The organism is Halobacillus sp. ABH2_015 (assembly GCF_056158945.1).
Genome location: NZ_JBSWUG010000002.1, coordinates 2,277,933 through 2,295,092, shown reverse-complemented (window position 1 = coordinate 2,295,092; position 17,160 = coordinate 2,277,933). Strand labels below are relative to the sequence as shown.

At 49.0% G+C, this 17,160-nt stretch carries 20 protein-coding genes; 18 read left to right on the top strand and 2 right to left on the bottom strand.

Going from position 1 to position 17,160, the window contains the following annotated elements; translation table 11 throughout:
- Nucleotides 1–90 precede the first annotated feature (90 nt).
- The 16 genes from ACXAD6_RS12240 to yajC all read left to right on the top strand — a co-directional run bounded on the left by ACXAD6_RS12240 (nucleotide 91) and on the right by yajC (nucleotide 12,789).
- A complete protein-coding gene (locus ACXAD6_RS12240; protein ID WP_474969097.1) occupies nucleotides 91–606 on the top strand; it encodes a Spo0B domain-containing protein in 516 nt (171 codons plus the stop codon).
- A 14-nt stretch (nucleotides 607–620) separates the two neighbouring features.
- Nucleotides 621–1,904: a GTPase ObgE gene (gene obgE / locus ACXAD6_RS12235; protein WP_474969096.1), complete on the top strand. Its 1,284-nt coding sequence runs from the start codon at nucleotides 621–623 to the stop codon at nucleotides 1,902–1,904.
- Between the two features lie 17 nt (nucleotides 1,905–1,921).
- Nucleotides 1,922–2,371 carry an ACT domain-containing protein gene (locus tag ACXAD6_RS12230; RefSeq protein ID WP_027955271.1) on the top strand — a complete coding sequence of 150 codons (450 nt, stop codon included), beginning with the start codon at nucleotides 1,922–1,924 and terminating at the stop codon, nucleotides 2,369–2,371.
- Between the two features lie 14 nt (nucleotides 2,372–2,385).
- Entirely contained in the window at nucleotides 2,386–3,261 is an 876-nt protein-coding gene (gene pheA, locus ACXAD6_RS12225; RefSeq protein ID WP_474969095.1) for a prephenate dehydratase, read from the top strand.
- Between the two features lie 171 nt (nucleotides 3,262–3,432).
- Nucleotides 3,433–4,437, top strand: coding sequence for a SafA/ExsA family spore coat assembly protein (gene safA, locus ACXAD6_RS12220; RefSeq protein ID WP_474969094.1), 1,005 nt, complete (start codon nucleotides 3,433–3,435; stop codon nucleotides 4,435–4,437).
- 70 nt (nucleotides 4,438–4,507) lie between these two features.
- On the top strand, nucleotides 4,508–5,386 hold the full coding sequence (locus tag ACXAD6_RS12215; protein ID WP_474969093.1) for a phosphotransferase: 879 nt from the start codon (nucleotides 4,508–4,510) through the stop codon (nucleotides 5,384–5,386).
- Between the two features lie 35 nt (nucleotides 5,387–5,421).
- Nucleotides 5,422–6,159, top strand: a complete 738-nt coding sequence (nadE, locus tag ACXAD6_RS12210) for an NAD(+) synthase (protein WP_474970421.1) — start codon at nucleotides 5,422–5,424, stop codon at nucleotides 6,157–6,159.
- A 69-nt stretch (nucleotides 6,160–6,228) separates the two neighbouring features.
- Nucleotides 6,229–6,780: a YhcN/YlaJ family sporulation lipoprotein gene (locus tag ACXAD6_RS12205; protein WP_474969092.1), complete on the top strand. Its 552-nt coding sequence runs from the start codon at nucleotides 6,229–6,231 to the stop codon at nucleotides 6,778–6,780.
- Nucleotides 6,781–6,856: 76 nt separating this feature from the next.
- On the top strand, nucleotides 6,857–7,609 hold the full coding sequence (locus ACXAD6_RS12200) for a YebC/PmpR family DNA-binding transcriptional regulator (protein ID WP_474969091.1): 753 nt from the start codon (nucleotides 6,857–6,859) through the stop codon (nucleotides 7,607–7,609).
- A 71-nt stretch (nucleotides 7,610–7,680) separates the two neighbouring features.
- Nucleotides 7,681–8,259 (top strand): BofC C-terminal domain-containing protein, encoded by a 579-nt coding sequence (locus tag ACXAD6_RS12195; protein ID WP_474969090.1) that lies wholly within the window; start codon nucleotides 7,681–7,683, stop codon nucleotides 8,257–8,259.
- Nucleotides 8,260–8,421: 162 nt separating this feature from the next.
- Complete coding sequence (gene ruvA / locus ACXAD6_RS12190; RefSeq protein WP_474969089.1) at nucleotides 8,422–9,039, top strand: Holliday junction branch migration protein RuvA; 618 nt, start codon at nucleotides 8,422–8,424, stop codon at nucleotides 9,037–9,039.
- A gap of 18 nt (nucleotides 9,040–9,057) precedes the next feature.
- Nucleotides 9,058–10,059 carry a Holliday junction branch migration DNA helicase RuvB gene (gene ruvB / locus ACXAD6_RS12185; protein ID WP_474969088.1) on the top strand — a complete coding sequence of 334 codons (1,002 nt, stop codon included), beginning with the start codon at nucleotides 9,058–9,060 and terminating at the stop codon, nucleotides 10,057–10,059.
- The gene (locus ACXAD6_RS12180; protein ID WP_027955281.1) at nucleotides 10,056–10,253 is read left to right on the top strand and encodes a DUF2905 domain-containing protein; all 198 of its coding nucleotides are present in this window, start codon (nucleotides 10,056–10,058) and stop codon (nucleotides 10,251–10,253) included. The genes ruvB and ACXAD6_RS12180 overlap by 4 nt, the downstream gene beginning before the upstream one ends.
- A gap of 63 nt (nucleotides 10,254–10,316) precedes the next feature.
- Nucleotides 10,317–11,342 carry a tRNA preQ1(34) S-adenosylmethionine ribosyltransferase-isomerase QueA gene (gene queA / locus ACXAD6_RS12175; RefSeq protein WP_474969087.1) on the top strand — a complete coding sequence of 342 codons (1,026 nt, stop codon included), beginning with the start codon at nucleotides 10,317–10,319 and terminating at the stop codon, nucleotides 11,340–11,342.
- Between the two features lie 33 nt (nucleotides 11,343–11,375).
- On the top strand, nucleotides 11,376–12,512 hold the full coding sequence (gene tgt, locus ACXAD6_RS12170; RefSeq protein WP_474969086.1) for a tRNA guanosine(34) transglycosylase Tgt: 1,137 nt from the start codon (nucleotides 11,376–11,378) through the stop codon (nucleotides 12,510–12,512).
- A gap of 16 nt (nucleotides 12,513–12,528) precedes the next feature.
- On the top strand, nucleotides 12,529–12,789 hold the full coding sequence (yajC, locus tag ACXAD6_RS12165; protein WP_027955284.1) for a preprotein translocase subunit YajC: 261 nt from the start codon (nucleotides 12,529–12,531) through the stop codon (nucleotides 12,787–12,789).
- A 37-nt stretch (nucleotides 12,790–12,826) separates the two neighbouring features.
- Here yajC and ACXAD6_RS12160 read toward each other — a convergent pair whose 3' ends face one another.
- Nucleotides 12,827–13,210 carry a TIGR04086 family membrane protein gene (locus tag ACXAD6_RS12160; protein WP_027955285.1) on the bottom strand — a complete coding sequence of 128 codons (384 nt, stop codon included), beginning with the start codon at nucleotides 13,208–13,210 and terminating at the stop codon, nucleotides 12,827–12,829.
- Nucleotides 13,211–13,334: 124 nt separating this feature from the next.
- Here ACXAD6_RS12160 and ACXAD6_RS12155 point away from each other — a divergent pair, with 124 nt between their 5' ends.
- Both ACXAD6_RS12155 and ACXAD6_RS12150 read left to right on the top strand, forming a co-directional pair.
- The gene (locus ACXAD6_RS12155) at nucleotides 13,335–14,624 is read left to right on the top strand and encodes an ArsB/NhaD family transporter (RefSeq protein ID WP_474969085.1); all 1,290 of its coding nucleotides are present in this window, start codon (nucleotides 13,335–13,337) and stop codon (nucleotides 14,622–14,624) included.
- Between the two features lie 55 nt (nucleotides 14,625–14,679).
- Nucleotides 14,680–15,336 carry a DUF421 domain-containing protein gene (locus ACXAD6_RS12150; protein ID WP_474969084.1) on the top strand — a complete coding sequence of 219 codons (657 nt, stop codon included), beginning with the start codon at nucleotides 14,680–14,682 and terminating at the stop codon, nucleotides 15,334–15,336.
- Nucleotides 15,337–15,579: 243 nt separating this feature from the next.
- Here ACXAD6_RS12150 and spoVB read toward each other — a convergent pair whose 3' ends face one another.
- Nucleotides 15,580–17,136 (bottom strand): stage V sporulation protein B, encoded by a 1,557-nt coding sequence (spoVB, locus tag ACXAD6_RS12145; RefSeq protein ID WP_474969083.1) that lies wholly within the window; start codon nucleotides 17,134–17,136, stop codon nucleotides 15,580–15,582.
- Between the last annotated feature and the right edge of the window lie 24 nt (nucleotides 17,137–17,160).

Here is a 17,160-nt window from a genome sequence, read left to right as displayed (position 1 = left end):
CCCCCGGCAGAATTTTCCCGGAACTGTTTTTGCCGGCTGTAATCTCTGCTATACTTTTTATTATTATGGGTGTTCGAGGGAGTTGACACGATGGAGGAGAAAGAGATCATCGGACTGCTTAGACATAAGCGTCATGACTGGATGAATCAAATTCAATTGATTCAAGGGTATGCTTCGCTTGGGAAGCACGATCGTCTGATGGATCTGCTGGATACTGTGAAGGCAGAATCGGAGGAAGAACGCAGGCTGTTGAATGCAGAAGCGGTTGAATTTTCGTTATGGCTTCTCACGTTCAACTGGTCGTACCAGTCGTTCCGCCTCACCTATTCGCTGGAGCAGGGGCTTGATTTATCCAGTCATGATCAGACACTGGCTGCTTATGGCAGGCGTATGATGGAAATAATGGAAAAGTATAAGGATCAAGATGAACTTTATGAAGGGACTGTGACCCTTTATCGTGGAGGACAAGGGGCTCTCGGTGTAAGCTGGGAATGGGATGGACGCTTTCCCGAACCCGATTCCGTGCTGGGATCCCTTCAGGATGAAGGGTTTGTCGCTTCCATTTATGACAGGAAAGAACTTTCTATTGAAATGACAATAGAATGAAGAGGTGAATACAAATGTTTGTCGATCAGGTTAAAGTATTTGTAAAAGGTGGAGACGGCGGAAATGGTCTTGTCGCCTACCGCCGTGAAAAATATGTACCAAAAGGAGGTCCTGCCGGAGGCGACGGCGGTAACGGAGGCGACGTGGTCTTCGAAGTGGACGAGGGCTTGAACACGCTCATGGACTTCCGGTACCAGCACCATTTTAAAGCGGTGCGGGGACAAAATGGAATGAATCAGAAGCAGCACGGAAAAAACGCCGAGCCGCTTGTCATCAGTGTGCCGCCGGGAACAACAGTGAAAAGCGCGGACTCTGATAAAGTCATCGCCGATTTGACGGAACATAAGCAGAGAGCGGTCATCGCCAAAGGTGGACGCGGGGGACGTGGAAACGCCCGTTTCGCAAGTCCGAGAAACCCGGCTCCTGAAATTGCTGAAAATGGCGAACCAGGGGAAGAACTGGATGTCGTGGTGGAATTGAAACTGCTTGCTGATGTCGGGCTTGTCGGTTTTCCAAGTGTCGGAAAGTCTACATTCCTTTCGGTCGTCACCGCAGCACGTCCGAAAATCGCGGATTACCATTTTACGACACTGGCACCGAATTTAGGCGTCGTAGAAAGCCAGGATCACAGGAGTTTTGTGATGGCTGACCTTCCCGGACTGATTGAAGGAGCTCACGAAGGGGTCGGACTCGGCCACCAATTCCTGCGCCACGTAGAACGTACCCGGCTTCTTCTTCACGTCATTGATATGTCGGCTATGGAAGGCCGTGACCCCTACGAGGATTATGTAACGATCAATCAGGAACTATCCTCCTACGATGAGCGGTTGAAGAACCGTCCACAGCTTATTGTCGCTAACAAAATGGATATGCCTGGAGCAGAGGATAACCTTGAGCTCTTCAAAGAGCAGCTCGGGGATCAGGAAATCGGCATCTATCCGATTTCCACCGTGACGCGTGACGGTCTTGATGAACTGCTTTATGCAGTGGCTGATAAGCTCGATCAAATGCCGAAGCAGGAAGAAGAACTGGAAGAAGTCGATGAACGTGTCCTTTATAAGTTTGAAAAAGAAGAAGCTCCATTCAAAGTGACGCGGGCCGATGATGGGGCCTACGTGTTATATGGAGAGAAAATCGAATCCTTGTTCAGACGGACAGACTTCTCCAGGGACCAGTCCATCAATCGTTTTGCCCGTCAGATGCGCACCATGGGCGTGGACGAAGCCCTCAGAAAACGGGGAGCAAAAGATGGCGATACGGTAAGACTCATGGATTATGAATTCGAATTTGTGGATTAAGAAGGGAGGAAGAGGTCATGGCGGATTATAACGAAACGTTTTATTTAGTCCGTAGTGATATTCTCCCGGAAGCGATGATGAAGACGATTGAGGCTAAGGAGCTGCTGGAAAGAGGCAAAGTCGGCTCGATTTATGAAGCGGTCAAGCATGTGGGATTATCCCGGAGTGCGTTTTATAAATACCGGGATGCGGTTTTTCCTTTCCAGGCCATGGTAAAAGAACAGATGATCACTCTTTTCTTCCATTTAGAAGACCGGAGCGGGACATTGTCGAATTTATTGATGACGGTGGCGGAATCAGGCTGTAACGTCCTGACCATCCACCAGACAATCCCCCTTCAGGGCAAGGCCAATGTGACTCTCTCCTTAAATACGTCAGGAATGAAGGAAAGCATCGAGAAATTGTTACAACAGCTCCATAAACTCGATTTCGTCGATCGTGTTGAAATTTTAAGTTCAGGAGCTTAATTGGAGGGGAAATCATGTCGGAACAGCAGATTGGGTACTTGGGACCCAAGGGGACGTTTACAAAAATGGCGGTGGATGCTTTATTTGACGGCGGGTCATTCATGGCTTATGAGAGCATTCCATCCTGCCTGGATGCGGTGGAGCGTGGCGAAATAGGAACAGCCGTTGTTCCGCTTGAAAATGCGATTGAAGGCTCCGTCCATTTGACGATCGATTATTTAGCCCATCAGGTGGATCAGTCTATTATTGCAGAACTGACCGTACCTATTAAGCAGCATCTACTAGTACATCCGGCAAGGAACGGGGAAGAGATCCGAAAGGTGTATTCCCACAGCCACGCCATTGCCCAGTGTCACGAATACCTTCATAAGCACTATCCGAACGCTGAGATTGAGTATACAGCTTCGACGGCTAAAGCAGCCGAGCTTGTGGCAGCCGAGCGTGACGGAGTGGCGGCTATTGCGAACCACCTGGCTGCAGAAGGGAATGGACTGACCTTCCTGGATACGGATATTCATGATTATGATAACAACCACACACGATTTGCTGTCGTCCAGAAGAACCCGCAGACGTTGAAGGTGAAGGACCATCCTGTCAGCAAACATAAGACGACAGTCATGGTGACACTGCCTAAAGATTATGTCGGTGCCCTGCATCAAGTGCTTGCAGCTTTTGCCTGGAGAAAGATGAACTTATCAAAAATCGAGTCAAGACCAATGAAAACCGGTCTTGGCAACTACTTTTTCCTAATAGATGTGGATCAGCCCTATGATCAGGTGCTGTTCCCAGGTGTACAGGCGGAGCTGGAAGCCCTTGGCTGCCGCTTGAAGGTGATTGGGACGTATCCAAGCTATCAAATCGACATCCCTGCGCCTGTCCATAAAGCTTGAACCTGAAAACCCCGGAATCCCTGCTGTGGCAGGGACATCCGGGGTTTGTTTATATTTTATAGAAATTATTATAGGCTTTTTCATCAAACTTTCGGCTTGTGCTGCATAGAGTGTTATGAAGTTATTTTTGTTTTATTGTTCCTCAGCAATGACAGGAAGGGAGTTGCAATTGTGAGAATTCACATTGTACAAAAAGGAGATACACTCTGGAACATAGCCAAGAAATATGGGGTTGACTTTGAGGAGTTAAAATCCGTAAATACCCAGCTTTCCAATCCTGATATGATTATGCCGGGTATGAAAATCAAAGTCCCTCAAGGTACAAAGCCTGTTAAGAAAGAAGCACCAAAGGCTCAGGCGCCTGCAAAGGAAATGCCTTCAGCCCCTTATAAGGAAAAGGCAAAGCCTATTCCCTCCATTAAAGAAGATGAGAAAAAGCCTGCGCCTAAAGGGGTAAAGGAAAAACCGATGCAGCCCATGCAGCCGATGCAGCCGATCCATATGAATATGCCGATCACCATGCCGAGTATCGATCAGCAGATGCAGAATTATTATACAACCTTCCACCTTCCTCAAATGCCGGGGCCGAAACCTGAAGAATCCCCGGAATCACCAGAGTCGCCAAAAGAGGAAGTAAAAGGAGAGCAGTATCAGCCGATGCAGCAGCCCTACTGCCCTCCGATGCAGCCTCAACTGGTTCATACGGATTACTACTGCTGTCCTCCTTATCCGGTTATGATGCCGATGCCATATGGTGGGATGCCGCATCCCATGCAGCAGCCGATGCAGCATCCAATGGGGCAGCCGATGTATGGAGACGACTTCGAGTCGGATGATGATATGGTGCAGGGCGCCCAGTCGGATGAGGACTGCGGCTGTGATGGGGATTCTGTAAAAGGCTATGGTCCTGCGTACGGCGGCCATCATCCTGGACATCACCCATATCACCCTCAACATCCATGGCAGCAGATGCCTTATGGCGGTATGCAGCAGCCGGGCGGCTGGGGCCAGCCATATCCGCAGCACCCTCAGCACCATCAATATCCTCAGCAAGGCTGGGGACAGCAGCCATACCAAGGGTGGGGTCCTTACCCTCAGATGGGACCATGGAACCCTCAACAGGCCGGTCAGGGGATGCCGCAGCCCTGGAGAGACGATGATGTAGATGAAAGCTGAATACAAAAAGGGCGATTCATACACGGATCGCCTTTTTCATTGGATACAAAAAGAAGAAAATCTTCCTGTCGTGTTTGAACGTACCATCAAGCCTAAAGTTTACAAAGTATCGTTTGCAGGAAGACCGATGATTTTGAAGGGCTATCGGAGGCTTCATGTGATACAGCAGCAGATCGACTTCTTTGAACACTGGAATTATGCTTCCCGGACAGCCGCCCGCCCGGTTCCGTTCCGTCCGGAAACCTTCACGCTGGGGAAATTAGGCTGTGACTGGGCTTTGTTTGAACGGATGGAAGGTAGGCATGCAGACTTTGACCGGCATCAGGATCGGAAGAAAGCGGTCCGTATCCTGCATCAATTCCACCGTACAACGAAAGGCATCGCGGTCCTGTCGATCCCGAAAGATCCATTGTATGTGAAATGGGAGCGGAGGCTGGAGCAGTTTTTGGAAACGAAAGATGTTTTTACGGATTTTGGCAGACGCCAGATGTTTCAGGATATATCTTCCCTCGTGGAGCGGAGGCTGGAGGCCTTCTCTGATTGTCCGTGGGGGGAGATAGAAGAACGAGCCTGGGATAATCATGAATGGCTCCACGGGGATGTCGCGCATCATAATTTCATCGTCACTCGTGACCAATCCATCCGTATGATTGATTTTGATCTCCTGCATACGGGACCGCGCGTCTATGATCATATCCAGCTTGCCCAGCGTTTCCTCCCTCACGTGGAATCTGAACGATCCACGCTGGTTCAATATTTTCCTCATGTGAAAGAACGTGAAATCTGGTGGAAAGGTGTCCTCGTGCCTTCTGATCTCCTGCGCGAATGGCTGTACGGCTACAGAAGCTGCTTAAGGGAGGAAAGCTCCTTCGTCCGACAGATAAGGAAGCTGGAAAAAGCCTGGGAGAGCCGGAAGAAGTTTGTCCGATACGCAGAACATATGCTATGATTAGTTATCATATGTGTGAAAGGATGAACAATCCGGTGGAAGAAAAAGTACAGCAAATAACAGCCTGGCTTCAGGATAAAGTGAAAGAAGCCCATGTAGACGGTCTCCTTGTCGGAGTGAGCGGCGGTATTGATTCCGCAGTCGTAGCCAACTTGATTAAAAAAGCATTTCCTGAGCGCTCGCTGGGTGTGATTATGCCCTGCAAGAGCCAGTCAGAAGATCAGGAGCATGCCCGACTTGTAGTGGAAGCCTGTGATCTTCCAGCTTTGACGGTGGATTTGACGGAAACGCATAGCGTGATGTTCAAAAACATTCAAACCCAGCTGGAAGCTGCGGGGCAGTTGAATGAGGATCAATTGAAACTTGCGGATGCCAACCTGAGAGCAAGGCTGCGGATGAGCACCCTTTATACGATTGCCACCAACCATAAGTATCTTGTCGTGGGAACAGATAATGCTGCTGAATGGTATACAGGATACTTTACGAAATATGGAGACGGCGGTGTCGACCTTGTGCCGCTTGCGAACCTGACCAAAGGTGAAGTAAGAGAGATGGCCGAATACTTAGGAGTACCGAATGAAGTCGTTCATAAACAGCCGAGTGCAGGACTTTGGGAAGGTCAGACGGACGAAAATGAAATGGGTACCAGTTACGCCATGATCGACCGTCACCTTAAAGGAGAGGAAATTCCTGAAGAAGACCGTAAAATCATCGAAGCGATGCATAAGCGGTCCGCCCATAAGCGTCAGCTTCCTCCTGCACCATCGCAGTAACTTTGGTGAGATTTGCCAGACTAAAACATTCTTCTTTACCCATAGTAAGGGGAAAAGGAGAATGTTTTTATGTGGAAAATTATTGGAGTGCTGCTTGCTGCCTGTCTCTTTAGCGCGTGTCAATCGGAGGAAGCCCGTGAGCCGGAGGGAACCTCTGATGAAATCTATGAGCCGATCAGCTACGGGGGAGTAGAGGACACGGAAAGAAGCGGCCGGATTCCGACCGGTAAGGACAGCTATTTTAAACGGACCGCCGAAAAGGATTTTCGCAACGCCCGTTACGGGGAGACGAACCGATCTCATGATAATGATTTCAACAATGAAGATGCTATGGCCGTCGTGGAGAAAATTCATGAAATCAAAGAAGTCACGATGGCTCAGGCCTATTCTACGGACGATGCGATGTATATTGCCGTCATGATCAATCCGACAGATCGGAGAGATACCGACGTAACGGAGAAAATCAAGCAGAAAGCCGGGGAACTGACAGAGAAGAAGCTCACCATCTATACCAATAATAACAACTGGGATCACATGAAGGATCTGAATGCCCGTTTGAACGCGGCGGAAGCACCGGACTCCGTGAAAAAACGGATTCGTGAGTTCTTCAATCGGGAGTAAACCTCCTGCTTTTATGCCATAAATTGATTATGGTATAGTGAAAGATAGAAATGTTTTGGGGAGAGGAGAATGTCCAATGGCAGGCCATTCAAAATGGAGCAATATCAAGCATCGTAAAGGGGCTCAGGATGCCAAAAGAGGAAAACTCTTTATGAAGCTGGCCCGTGAAATTTTCATGGCTGCTAAACAGGGCGGAGGGGATGAGGAAACCAATCCTGCCCTCCGGATAGCAGTAGATAAAGCAAGGTCTAACAATATGCCGAAGGATAACATCGAAAGGGCCGTTAAAAAGGCCACCGGGGATCTGGAAGGCGTCAACTATGAAGAGTTCACCTATGAAGGATACGGTCCCGGGGGCGTAGCTGTAATGGTCAAAGTGCTGACGGATAATAAAAACCGTACCGCCGGGGAAGTGCGCCATGCCTTCAGTAAAAATGACGGCAATCTTGGTGAAAACGGCTGTGTCGCCTTTATGTTCAACCGCTCCGGCTATCTTGTCATCGACCGGTCCACAACGGATGCAGGTGAAGAAGACGTCATGCTGGAAGTGATTGAAGCAGGTGCTGAGGAAATGGACACGACAGAAGAGAGCTTTGAAATTTATACAGAGCCGGAAGCCTTTTCTGATGTGAAAGCTTCGCTGGAAGAAAGCGGCTACACGTTTTCTACAAGTGAAGTGACGATGATTCCTGAAACCTATACAGAACTCGATGAAGAGGGCGTAGAAAAAATGCTGAAGCTGATTGATATGCTTGAGGACAACGATGACGTCCAGGAAGTGTATCATAACCTTGATGCCGATGAAGCGGTTCTCGAAAAATTGTCCTGATTCTGCCTTTCTATGATAATAACTTCTATTTCTGGACACACTGGAAATAGAAGTTATTTTTATTTGGGAGGGTGAGTGCTGTGAAAGCTGTCGCCTATGGAATCATCAGCTGGCTTCTCGTATGTCTGATTCTTGCTTCCTGTTCTCCCGCTGTTCTGGAAGGGAAGGACCACACCCTGATGAGAAGTGTGGAACAGACGAAAAAAGAAGCATCAGAACCGAGCGTCGAAACGCTGGTTCAGGCTGAACCTTTGGAGTTGACGATTGTCCTGAAGGAGCACTACCTCGATGGAGTGGTGGAAACAACAACCAAAAAGGAAACAATCTGGTCGATGGTGGATTTCTGGGCTTCATATGAAGGCTGGAGAGTGGAAAATCAGGAGCTGGATCGTATTGTTTTTCAACGGCAGGTGGAGGATATATCACCACTCACGAAACAGCACGGATATTTTGGATTGAATGAGGACGGCGAACTGGCCGTTTTTCAAGGGATTCCCAACGAAGGGAAGGTCATCGAGTCGTTCAAGCCGATTCCTGTAAAGCCGTTGGAGTCCAAGCGTATCGATGTATTGAAGAATGGCATAAAGATTAAGGACTCCGTCCACTTTGAGCAGGTGGTCCACCAGTATTCAGAAGAAAAGCAGATGTAAGGACAAACAGCCGCAGCCTGTCTGCGGCTGTTTTCGGTATGGATACTCTCCCATTTCCATCGGTTTAACCCCCTTCATTTTCCGTGCGTGTACATAGGCGAACATATGGTTCTATGTTACAATAAGAGGGTTAAGACTAGAGAGCAGGAGAGGTTGCAGCAGATGATAAGTTATATCAAAGGTCAGCTGACGACGCTTGAAGAAGGGTCGATCACGATAGAAGTAAGCGGGATCGGTTACGAGATTTTATGTGCCAATCCTTTTCATTTTGAAACACAGATGAATCAAGAAGTGAAAGTACATACGTACCACTATATCCGGGAAGACAATCAATCCTTGTATGGATTTAGGAAAAAGGAAGATAAACAGTTGTTCGGCCAATTGCTCAACGTATCCGGGATCGGACCGAAAGGAGCACTGGCTATTCTCGGGACGGTCAGTGTACCGGAGTTTGTTTCTGCCATTGAGCAGGAAGACGAAAAGTACCTGACTAAATTCCCCGGCGTCGGTAAGAAGACCGCCCGTCAGATGATCCTTGATTTGAAAGGCAAACTGATTGTATGGCTGCCGGATGAGCAGAACGAAGAAACCTTGTTCTATCAGGAGGATTTGACGTCGCGTGAAAAACGTGAGCTGATCGATGACGCCATTGAAGCCTTGAAGGCGCTTGGATATACAGAGAAGGAAGTGAAGGTGGTCCGCACCCAGCTTGAGAAATCCAAGCAGGGTACCGTGGATGATTACGTAAGACAAGGACTTCAGATGTTGATGAAATCATAAAGAAAAGGAGGCATATCCATGGATGAACGGATGATATCCGGTGAGCAGCAGCAGGCCGATCAGGATCTTGAACTGAGCCTGAGGCCGGAAAGGTTAAGTCAGTACATCGGACAGGATCAGGTGAAGAATAACTTGAGCATCTTTATTGAAGCCGCTAAAATGCGTGAAGAACCGCTTGATCATGCCCTTTTGTACGGCCCTCCGGGACTTGGGAAAACGACGCTCGCTTCGATCATCGCCAACGAGATGGGTGTGCAGTTCAGGACCACAGCGGGGCCTGCCATCGAACGGGCCGGGGATTTGGCTGCTATTTTATCCTCTCTTGAGCCGGGGGACGTTCTTTTCATTGATGAAATTCACCGGCTTCCGCGTTCTGTTGAGGAAGTACTTTATCCAGCGATGGAGGACTTCTGTCTTGATATTGTCGTCGGGACCGGGCCGAGTGCAAGGTCGGTACGCCTTGATCTCCCTCCCTTTACGCTTGTAGGAGCAACGACGAGGGCGGGGCTCTTGTCCGCACCTCTCCGGGACCGTTTCGGTGTACACAGCCGCCTGGAATATTACGATACGAAAGCGCTCTGTTCCATTGTAGAGCGGACGGCGGAAATTTTTTCTGTATCGATTGAGAAAGATGCAGCTGTCGAAGTGGCCCGCCGTTCACGCGGGACCCCCCGGATTGCCAACCGGCTCCTGAAACGGGTCCGGGATATTGCCCAGGTCAAAGGCGAAACCGTCATCTCCAAAGCGACGACACAGGAAGCGCTGAGGATGCTTCAGGTCGATGCTGAAGGACTTGATTTTATTGATCACAAACTATTGATGGGGATCATGGACAGCTTTCAGGGCGGCCCTGTAGGACTGGATACGATTGCAGCGACGATCGGCGAGGAATCGCAGACGATCGAAGATGTGTACGAACCGTATCTGCTGCAGATCGGTTATATCCAGCGCACACCGCGCGGCCGGGTTGTGACCCCGAAAGCCTATGCCCATTTCAACAGGGAGGTGCCTGGCTCTTGACGGGGTTTGGCAGAATCTTTATTGTTATAGGGATTGTGTTTATTGTCATAGGAATCGTATGGAGTCTGTTCGGCAGGCTCCCTGGTGACCTTTCTTTCAAAAAAGGAAATGTCACATTTTATTTTCCGATTATGACCTCGATTATTGCGAGTATTGTTTTATCTTTGATTTTTTATTTGATTCGGAGATTTTAGCAGCACCTGCAGGAATCGGGCACGAGAGAAGAAGAATTATCTCAGGAAGAATAGGGGATTTGTATGGATATTAAGCAGTATGATTTCGATCTGCCGGAAGAGTTGATTGCGCAGGTTCCGCTTGAGGACCGCTCCTCTTCCCGATTGATGGTCTGCGACCGCAGCACAGAGAACATCGAGCATAAGCACTTTGCTGATATTACGGAAGACTTGAATTCCGGGGACTGTCTTGTATTGAACGACACACGTGTCCTTCCAGCCCGGTTGTTCGGGGTGAAGGAGGACAGCGGAGGGAAAGTCGAAGTTCTTCTGCTGCATCAGACAGAGGAAGATGAATGGGAAGTCCTTGTGAAACCAGCGAAAAAGGTGAAGGAAGGAACGAAAATCGTCTTCGGGGACGGAAAGCTTACGGCTGAATGTACGGAAATCCAGGAGCATGGCGGACGGAAAGTGAAGTTCAGCTACGAAGGCATCTTTCTGGAAGTCCTTGAATCTCTTGGTGAAATGCCGCTGCCTCCTTACATTAAAGAGCAGCTGTCGGACAGAGAACGGTACCAGACGGTCTATGCGAAAGAAGAAGGCTCAGCAGCCGCTCCAACAGCGGGGCTTCATTTTACGAACGCTCTTTTAGAAGAGCTGCAGGAAAAAGGGGTGGAGCTTGCCTACCTGACACTGCACGTCGGTCTTGGAACATTCCGCCCGGTGAGCGTCGATCATATCGAAGAGCATGATATGCATGCGGAATTTTATCAGCTCAGCCGTGAAACCGCCGATCAGCTGAACAGGGTCCGCGAAAACGGCGGAAGAATCATTTCCGTGGGTACAACATCTACCAGAACACTGGAGACGATCATGAGGGACTACGGAACGTTCACAGAAGCAAGCGGATGGACGGATATCTTTATTTATCCCCCGCAGAAGCTTCAGGCCATTGACGGGCTGATTACGAACTTCCACCTTCCGAAATCCACGCTCATCATGCTGGTGAGTGCATTTGCCGGCCGTGACTTCGTAATGGAAGCCTATCACCGTGCTGTCGAGGAGCGCTATCGTTTCTTCAGCTTCGGGGATGCTATGTTTATTAAATGATCAGGATGATCTATGGAAGAAAGGATAGGAAAAATGGCAATCACATATGAATTAATCAAAACTTGTAAGCAGACAGGCGCGCGCCTCGGAAAAGTCCATACACCACATGGCTCTTTCGAAACCCCGATGTTTATGCCTGTCGGTACTCTTGCTACAGTGAAGACGATGAGTCCCGAGGAACTGGAACGGATGGGGGCTCAGATCATCCTTTCCAACACGTACCACCTGTGGCTCAGGCCCGGGGAGGATATTGTGGAGGAAGCCGGCGGCCTTCATAAATTTATGAATTGGAACGGCTCCATTTTAACGGATTCCGGCGGTTTCCAGGTGTTCAGCTTGAGCGACCTGCGTCAGATCGAAGAAGAGGGGGTGCACTTCCGCAACCACATCAGTGGAGAGAAGCTGTTCCTTTCTCCGGAAAAAGCGATGCACATTCAAAACTCTCTTGGCGCGGATATTATGATGGCCTTTGATGAATGCCCGCCGTATCCAGCTGAACACAAATATATGAAAGACTCTGTAGAACGGACGAGCCGCTGGGCAGAGAGATGTCTGGAAGGTCACAAGCGTCCTCATGATCAAGGCTTGTTCGGAATCATCCAGGGCGGGGAATACGAAGATCTTCGTCAGCAGAGCGCCCGTGACCTGACGTCCATGGACTTCCCCGGCTATGCTATCGGAGGCTTGTCTGTAGGGGAGCCGAAAGATGTCATGAACCGTGTGCTCGACTTTACGACACCGCTTCTTCCGGATGAAAAGCCCCGTTACCTGATGGGCGTCGGTTCACCGGATTCCCTGATCGACGGAAGCATCCGCGGCATTGACATGTTTGACTGTGTCCTGCCGACACGTATTGCCAGAAATGGTACATTGATGACCTCCCAGGGCCGTCTCGTTGTACGCAATGCGAAATATGCCCGCGATTTCCGCCCGATTGATGAAAATTGTGACTGCCATACGTGCCGGAATTACAGCCGGGCGTACATCCGTCATTTAGTCAAAGCCAACGAAACTTTTGGTTTTAGACTTACGACTTATCATAATCTTTATTTTCTGTTAAACTTAATGAGGCAAGTGCGTGAAGCCATTAGAGAAGATCGACTCGGTGATTTTAGAGAAGAATTCTTTGAACAATATGGTTTCAATAAACCAAATGCAAAGAACTTTTAGAAAGGGGGAATAATAGATGGACACATTAGTAGGCCTGTTACCGATTATTCTAATGTTTGTCATTTTCTATTTCCTATTGATCCGCCCGCAGCAGAAGAAACAGAAACAAGTGCAGCAGATGCAGTCGGATTTACAGAAAGGTGACAAGATCATTACTATCGGAGGAATGCACGGTACAATACATGCGATTGACGAAGGTACCCTTGTTATCAGTGTACAAGATGGAACGCAGATGAAGTTCGACCGTTCCTCCATCCGTGAAAAAGCCAGCGAATAATACAGAACCCCGCTCATGGAGCGGGGTTTTCTATTTTTTACCGCTTTGCTGTTTTTTTAGGCAGGTTCACCCCGATCATTCCCCCCAGCCATGCCGCAAGGATCAGCCCTCCGAAATAGCTGAGCTGCGGCAGTGTTACCATTGTATTTTCAAAAATGATTTGGAATAAGGCCATCGCCCCTACAAATACAGCACCGGTTAAGACGCCGGCCAGCCATCCTTTCTGTTCTCCCTTATAGGCGGCCGCCCCACCTCCGAATGCCAGAATACTGATTCCGACGATTAATGCGAGCTGGTTCAATGTGCCGTATTCCATTTCTGTCAGCTTCAGTAACCCGGCCAGTACCCCGGAAAAAACAATCATCAGGATAAAGATGGATCCAATCCCGTAGCCCAGCACACCCTGCATCATTTTCTTCATATCGACCCTCCTGGATTCAGCTTGTCACTTTCACTATATGCGCAAAATCCATAGAGATAGAAGCAGATATTTCTGCCTTCCCGTGAATACGTATATAAAAAGTCCGTATAAAAGGGGAAGATCTATGTCAACCGTACTGGCAATTCTCATATTTACTGCAAGTTACATCCTCATCATGACAGAGAAACTGAACCGGGCACTCGTGGCTGTTGCCGGCGGCGTCCTTTTATTAATGACGAAGGTTTATGCGTGGGAGGATGCTTTCGGTTTTATTGACTGGGAAACGGTCGCCCTCTTGTTCTCGATGATGGTCCTTGTCTCCATTACAAAGAAAACCGGTATTTTTTCGTTCATGGCTGTCCGACTCGTCCAGATCGTCCAGGGGCGGCCTGTTCCATTGTTGATCGTCACCGGCATTTTTACCGCAGTAGGCTCTGCCTTTTTGGACAACGTGACAACGGTGCTTTTATTTGTTCCTGTACTCCTGTCCCTCATCGATGAGTTGAAGCTCCCCGCTTTTCCTTATTTGATTACGACCATTTTCAGTTCCAATATCGGCGGGACAGCAACACTGATCGGGGATCCGCCGAACATTATGATCGGACAAGCCGTGGAGCATTTCAGTTTTGTCTCCTTTATGTACCATCTTGGTCCCATTGTTATTGTCATTTTTGTCGTCATGATGGCCGGCATGATTCTTTTATACCGCAAACGACTCGTTTATGATGAAGCACTGGCCCGGCGGCTGATGGAGAGAAACGCCAAAGCCGATTTGAAGGTCACCCCGCTTCTATTCCAATCGGTGGGTGTCCTGCTTCTGACCATTACTGGATTTATGATGCACCCGTTCATCCATATGGATATTACGACGATCGCTGTCAGCGGTGCGCTCCTGCTGTTGTTCCTCTCTGAAAAAGAGCTTGACGTGGAGCATGTGTTTCAAGAAGTGGAGTGGGTAACGTTATTCTTCTTCATGGGACTGTTCATGCTTGTCGGAGGACTGGAGACGGTCGGCGTCATTGATGAACTGGCCCGTGGAATGGTCTGGCTTTCCGGAGGGGACTTGCCTGTAACCGCCATGGTTATGCTGTGGAGTGCGGGAATCTTGTCAGGGGTCGTGGATAACATCCCATTCGTGGCAGCTATGATCCCAGTCGTCCAGGAACTTCAGGGCTACGGAATGATGAACGTGGATCCTGTTTGGTGGGCGCTGGCGCTTGGCGCGTGCCTTGGCGGGAACGGGACGTTGGTGGGAGCTTCTGCAAACGTGGTTGTAGCCGGACTCGCAGCAAGTCACAACAAGCCGATTCCTTTTCTGAAGTTTTCTTTGTACGGAATCCCTGTTCTGCTCGTATCCCTGCTGATCTGCAGTGTGTACATCTGGTTCCGCTATCTTCTGCCGTTCCTGTCATAAATTTTGAAAAATAGGTGATATTAACAACAAAGGCACGGAAGAGGAAAGGTCGTGGATGGACGTGCTTGTCATCTCTGTAATTTTTCGAACCCTCATCACCTATCTGATTATTCTGCTCGTCTTCCGGTTTATGGGCAAAAGGGAAATCGGAGAGCTGAGTGTCATGGACCTTGTCGTATTTATCATGCTGGCTGAAATTGCTGTTTTTCTTATCGAAGAGCCGGATGAAGAAATCTGGAAGGCGATTGTCCCTATGGCGGTCCTCCTGGCGATTCAAATCGGCAGCGCCTGGATGTCACTTAAAAATCAGGCGTTCAGAAACTGGTTCGACGGAAAGCCCTCTGTGATCATCAAGCACGGGAGAGTGGATGAATATGAAATGAGGCGTCAGCGTTATAACTTCAATGATCTGCTTCTTCAGCTCCGTGAGCATGGCGTTCATGAAGTGCAGGACGTGGCATATGCCGTTTTAGAGCCATCAGGAAAATTGTCTGTCTTTGAGAAAAAGGAAGATGGAACCTCTGATTATGCAGTCGTTTTAATTGCAGACGGAGAGATTCAAAAAAGCGGGCTGAAGATCATCGGAAAAAGCAGACGCTGGCTGTTGGAACGGCTCCACCATCAAGGCCTCACCGAGGTGAAGGAGGTCTCTCTCTGCACAATCAATGATCAGGGAGAGCTTCAGTTTGATCGAAAGAATGAATTCCATTAAAACCAGCTGCCTCTAGGTTGGTTGCTTATGGACCGTCTGTCATCGAAAGGATGCCATGGGCACGATTGGAAACAAACGTAAGCTGAAAAGAAAAGAGGAGGATCTTCTGTTGAACAGAAGATCCTCCTCTTTTCTTTTCAAAATGGTTTAATGCTCCTCTATAGCCGGCAGGGTTACCTGATTACTATTAAGTGAACATGGAACGGGGGCAAGAGTCCATACCGCTCCAGGAGACGCAGGTTCTTATTTTTTTGGCAGGATTTTCTTCCAGGGGATCATTTTCCATTCTTCATTTCGAATCAGCTGGAACACATACGTCAGAAACAGGTAGAGGATGGCAAGCCCGCCGCCCATAATGAGCAGCTGCGAAAGCGGCCGGGTTTCATGGAGCCAGTTAATTTTCCAAATAAAACCGACGATACCGGTCGTTCCGATGACGATGAAAAATTTAAAGAACAATAGAAAAGGAAAGCGTAGGACGTTGTATTTCACAAGGACTTGAAGATGAAGCAGGGTGACAATGACCACCCCGACACAGATGGCCGCGGCCGCTCCGTGTATACCAAATTCAGGACGGGAGGTAAGGGCGACAAGGACGATGAATTTCACAACTGCTCCAATAAGGGTGTTCCACATAGCTGGACGTGCCAGGTCAAGGGCCTGCAGGGTGGCCTGGAGAGGCGTCTGGATATAATGGAGCAGGAAGAAGGGGGCCATGAACTGGAGCATGAAAGAAGCATGGCTTGTCCCATATACTGCGGTTAAAATCACGACAGGGAAAATCATGAACACAATCGTGATCAAACCGCCGGAAGCGATCGACAGACGGATGGACTGCATAATCCTGTAGCGGATGGTTTCCTTATTTCCTTTGGCTGCGGCTTCGCTGATGGAGGGGACGAGTGCTGTAGAAAGGGCATGCGTAAGAAATGTCGGCAGAAAGAGAAGCGGAAGCACATAACCGGTTAATTCTCCATAAAGTTTTGTGGATTCTACAGCTGCAAAACCGGCAAGGGCCAGACTCTGAGCGACAAGGATTGGTTCGAAAAAGTAAGTCAGCGAACCGATAAAACGACTGCCGGTCGTAGGCAGGGCAATGGTCATCAGCTCATTCAATGTCTTCCGCCCTTCGCCAAGGTTCTTTTTCCACGATTTTCGCAGCCGGAAGCTTTTATGAATATTGAACTGCCTGAGCATATACAACAGGGACACCAATTCTCCAAGGACCGCGCTTCCCATCGCACCAGCAGCTGCATACTGCACACCATATGGATAGAGCATCTTCGTAAAAAGAATGACCGATCCGATACGGACGACCTGCTCAATGACTTGGGAAACAGCCTGCGGCTTCATGTTCTGCCTTCCCTGGAAATAGCCCCGGATGACAGAGGAAACAGCAATGATCGGTATGATCGGTGTAACCGCATACAGCGGGGAAAGGGCCCGTGCATCCGTTAAGAAATGATCAGCTATGACAGGGGCCAGCATGAAAATACCGATTGTAAAAACGATGCTTAATGTCGTAGTTACAGCGAGGGATACGATCAAAATCCGCTTGATTTTCCCTTCGTTCCCTGTAGCCTCCGCTTCTGATACACGTTTGGAAATCGCTACAGGAAGTCCGAACTGGGTGATGGTAATCGCCATGATTAAGGTTGGAAGGGCCATCATGTAAAGCCCGACGCCTTCCGGACCCATGACCCGCGCCACGACGATGCGGTTCACAAAGCCGAGGAACCGCGTGATTAATCCGGCGGCAACGAGAATCAGAGCCCCGTGGAGAAAAGTTTGTTTAGACATATTTCGATCCGCCTTCTCAAAGAA

Bases quoted from the DNA above. Each gene is read 5' to 3' on its own strand.
- ruvB (WP_474969088.1), top strand. From the start codon at position 9,058: ATGGATGAACGGATGATATCCGGTGAGCAGCAGCAGGCCGATCAGGAT.
- ACXAD6_RS12150 (WP_474969084.1), top strand. From the start codon at position 14,680: ATGGACGTGCTTGTCATCTCTGTAATTTTTCGAACCCTCATCACCTAT.
- obgE (WP_474969096.1), top strand. From the start codon at position 621: ATGTTTGTCGATCAGGTTAAAGTATTTGTAAAAGGTGGAGACGGCGGA.
- tgt (WP_474969086.1), top strand. From the start codon at position 11,376: ATGGCAATCACATATGAATTAATCAAAACTTGTAAGCAGACAGGCGCG.
- spoVB (WP_474969083.1), bottom strand. From the start codon at position 17,136: ATGTCTAAACAAACTTTTCTCCACGGGGCTCTGATTCTCGTTGCCGCC.
- ACXAD6_RS12230 (WP_027955271.1), top strand. From the start codon at position 1,922: ATGGCGGATTATAACGAAACGTTTTATTTAGTCCGTAGTGATATTCTC.
- ACXAD6_RS12160 (WP_027955285.1), bottom strand. From the start codon at position 13,210: ATGAAGAAAATGATGCAGGGTGTGCTGGGCTACGGGATTGGATCCATC.
- yajC (WP_027955284.1), top strand. From the start codon at position 12,529: ATGGACACATTAGTAGGCCTGTTACCGATTATTCTAATGTTTGTCATT.
- ruvA (WP_474969089.1), top strand. From the start codon at position 8,422: ATGATAAGTTATATCAAAGGTCAGCTGACGACGCTTGAAGAAGGGTCG.
- ACXAD6_RS12205 (WP_474969092.1), top strand. From the start codon at position 6,229: ATGTGGAAAATTATTGGAGTGCTGCTTGCTGCCTGTCTCTTTAGCGCG.
- ACXAD6_RS12240 (WP_474969097.1), top strand. From the start codon at position 91: ATGGAGGAGAAAGAGATCATCGGACTGCTTAGACATAAGCGTCATGAC.
- ACXAD6_RS12155 (WP_474969085.1), top strand. From the start codon at position 13,335: ATGTCAACCGTACTGGCAATTCTCATATTTACTGCAAGTTACATCCTC.
- pheA (WP_474969095.1), top strand. From the start codon at position 2,386: ATGTCGGAACAGCAGATTGGGTACTTGGGACCCAAGGGGACGTTTACA.
- ACXAD6_RS12200 (WP_474969091.1), top strand. From the start codon at position 6,857: ATGGCAGGCCATTCAAAATGGAGCAATATCAAGCATCGTAAAGGGGCT.
- queA (WP_474969087.1), top strand. From the start codon at position 10,317: ATGGATATTAAGCAGTATGATTTCGATCTGCCGGAAGAGTTGATTGCG.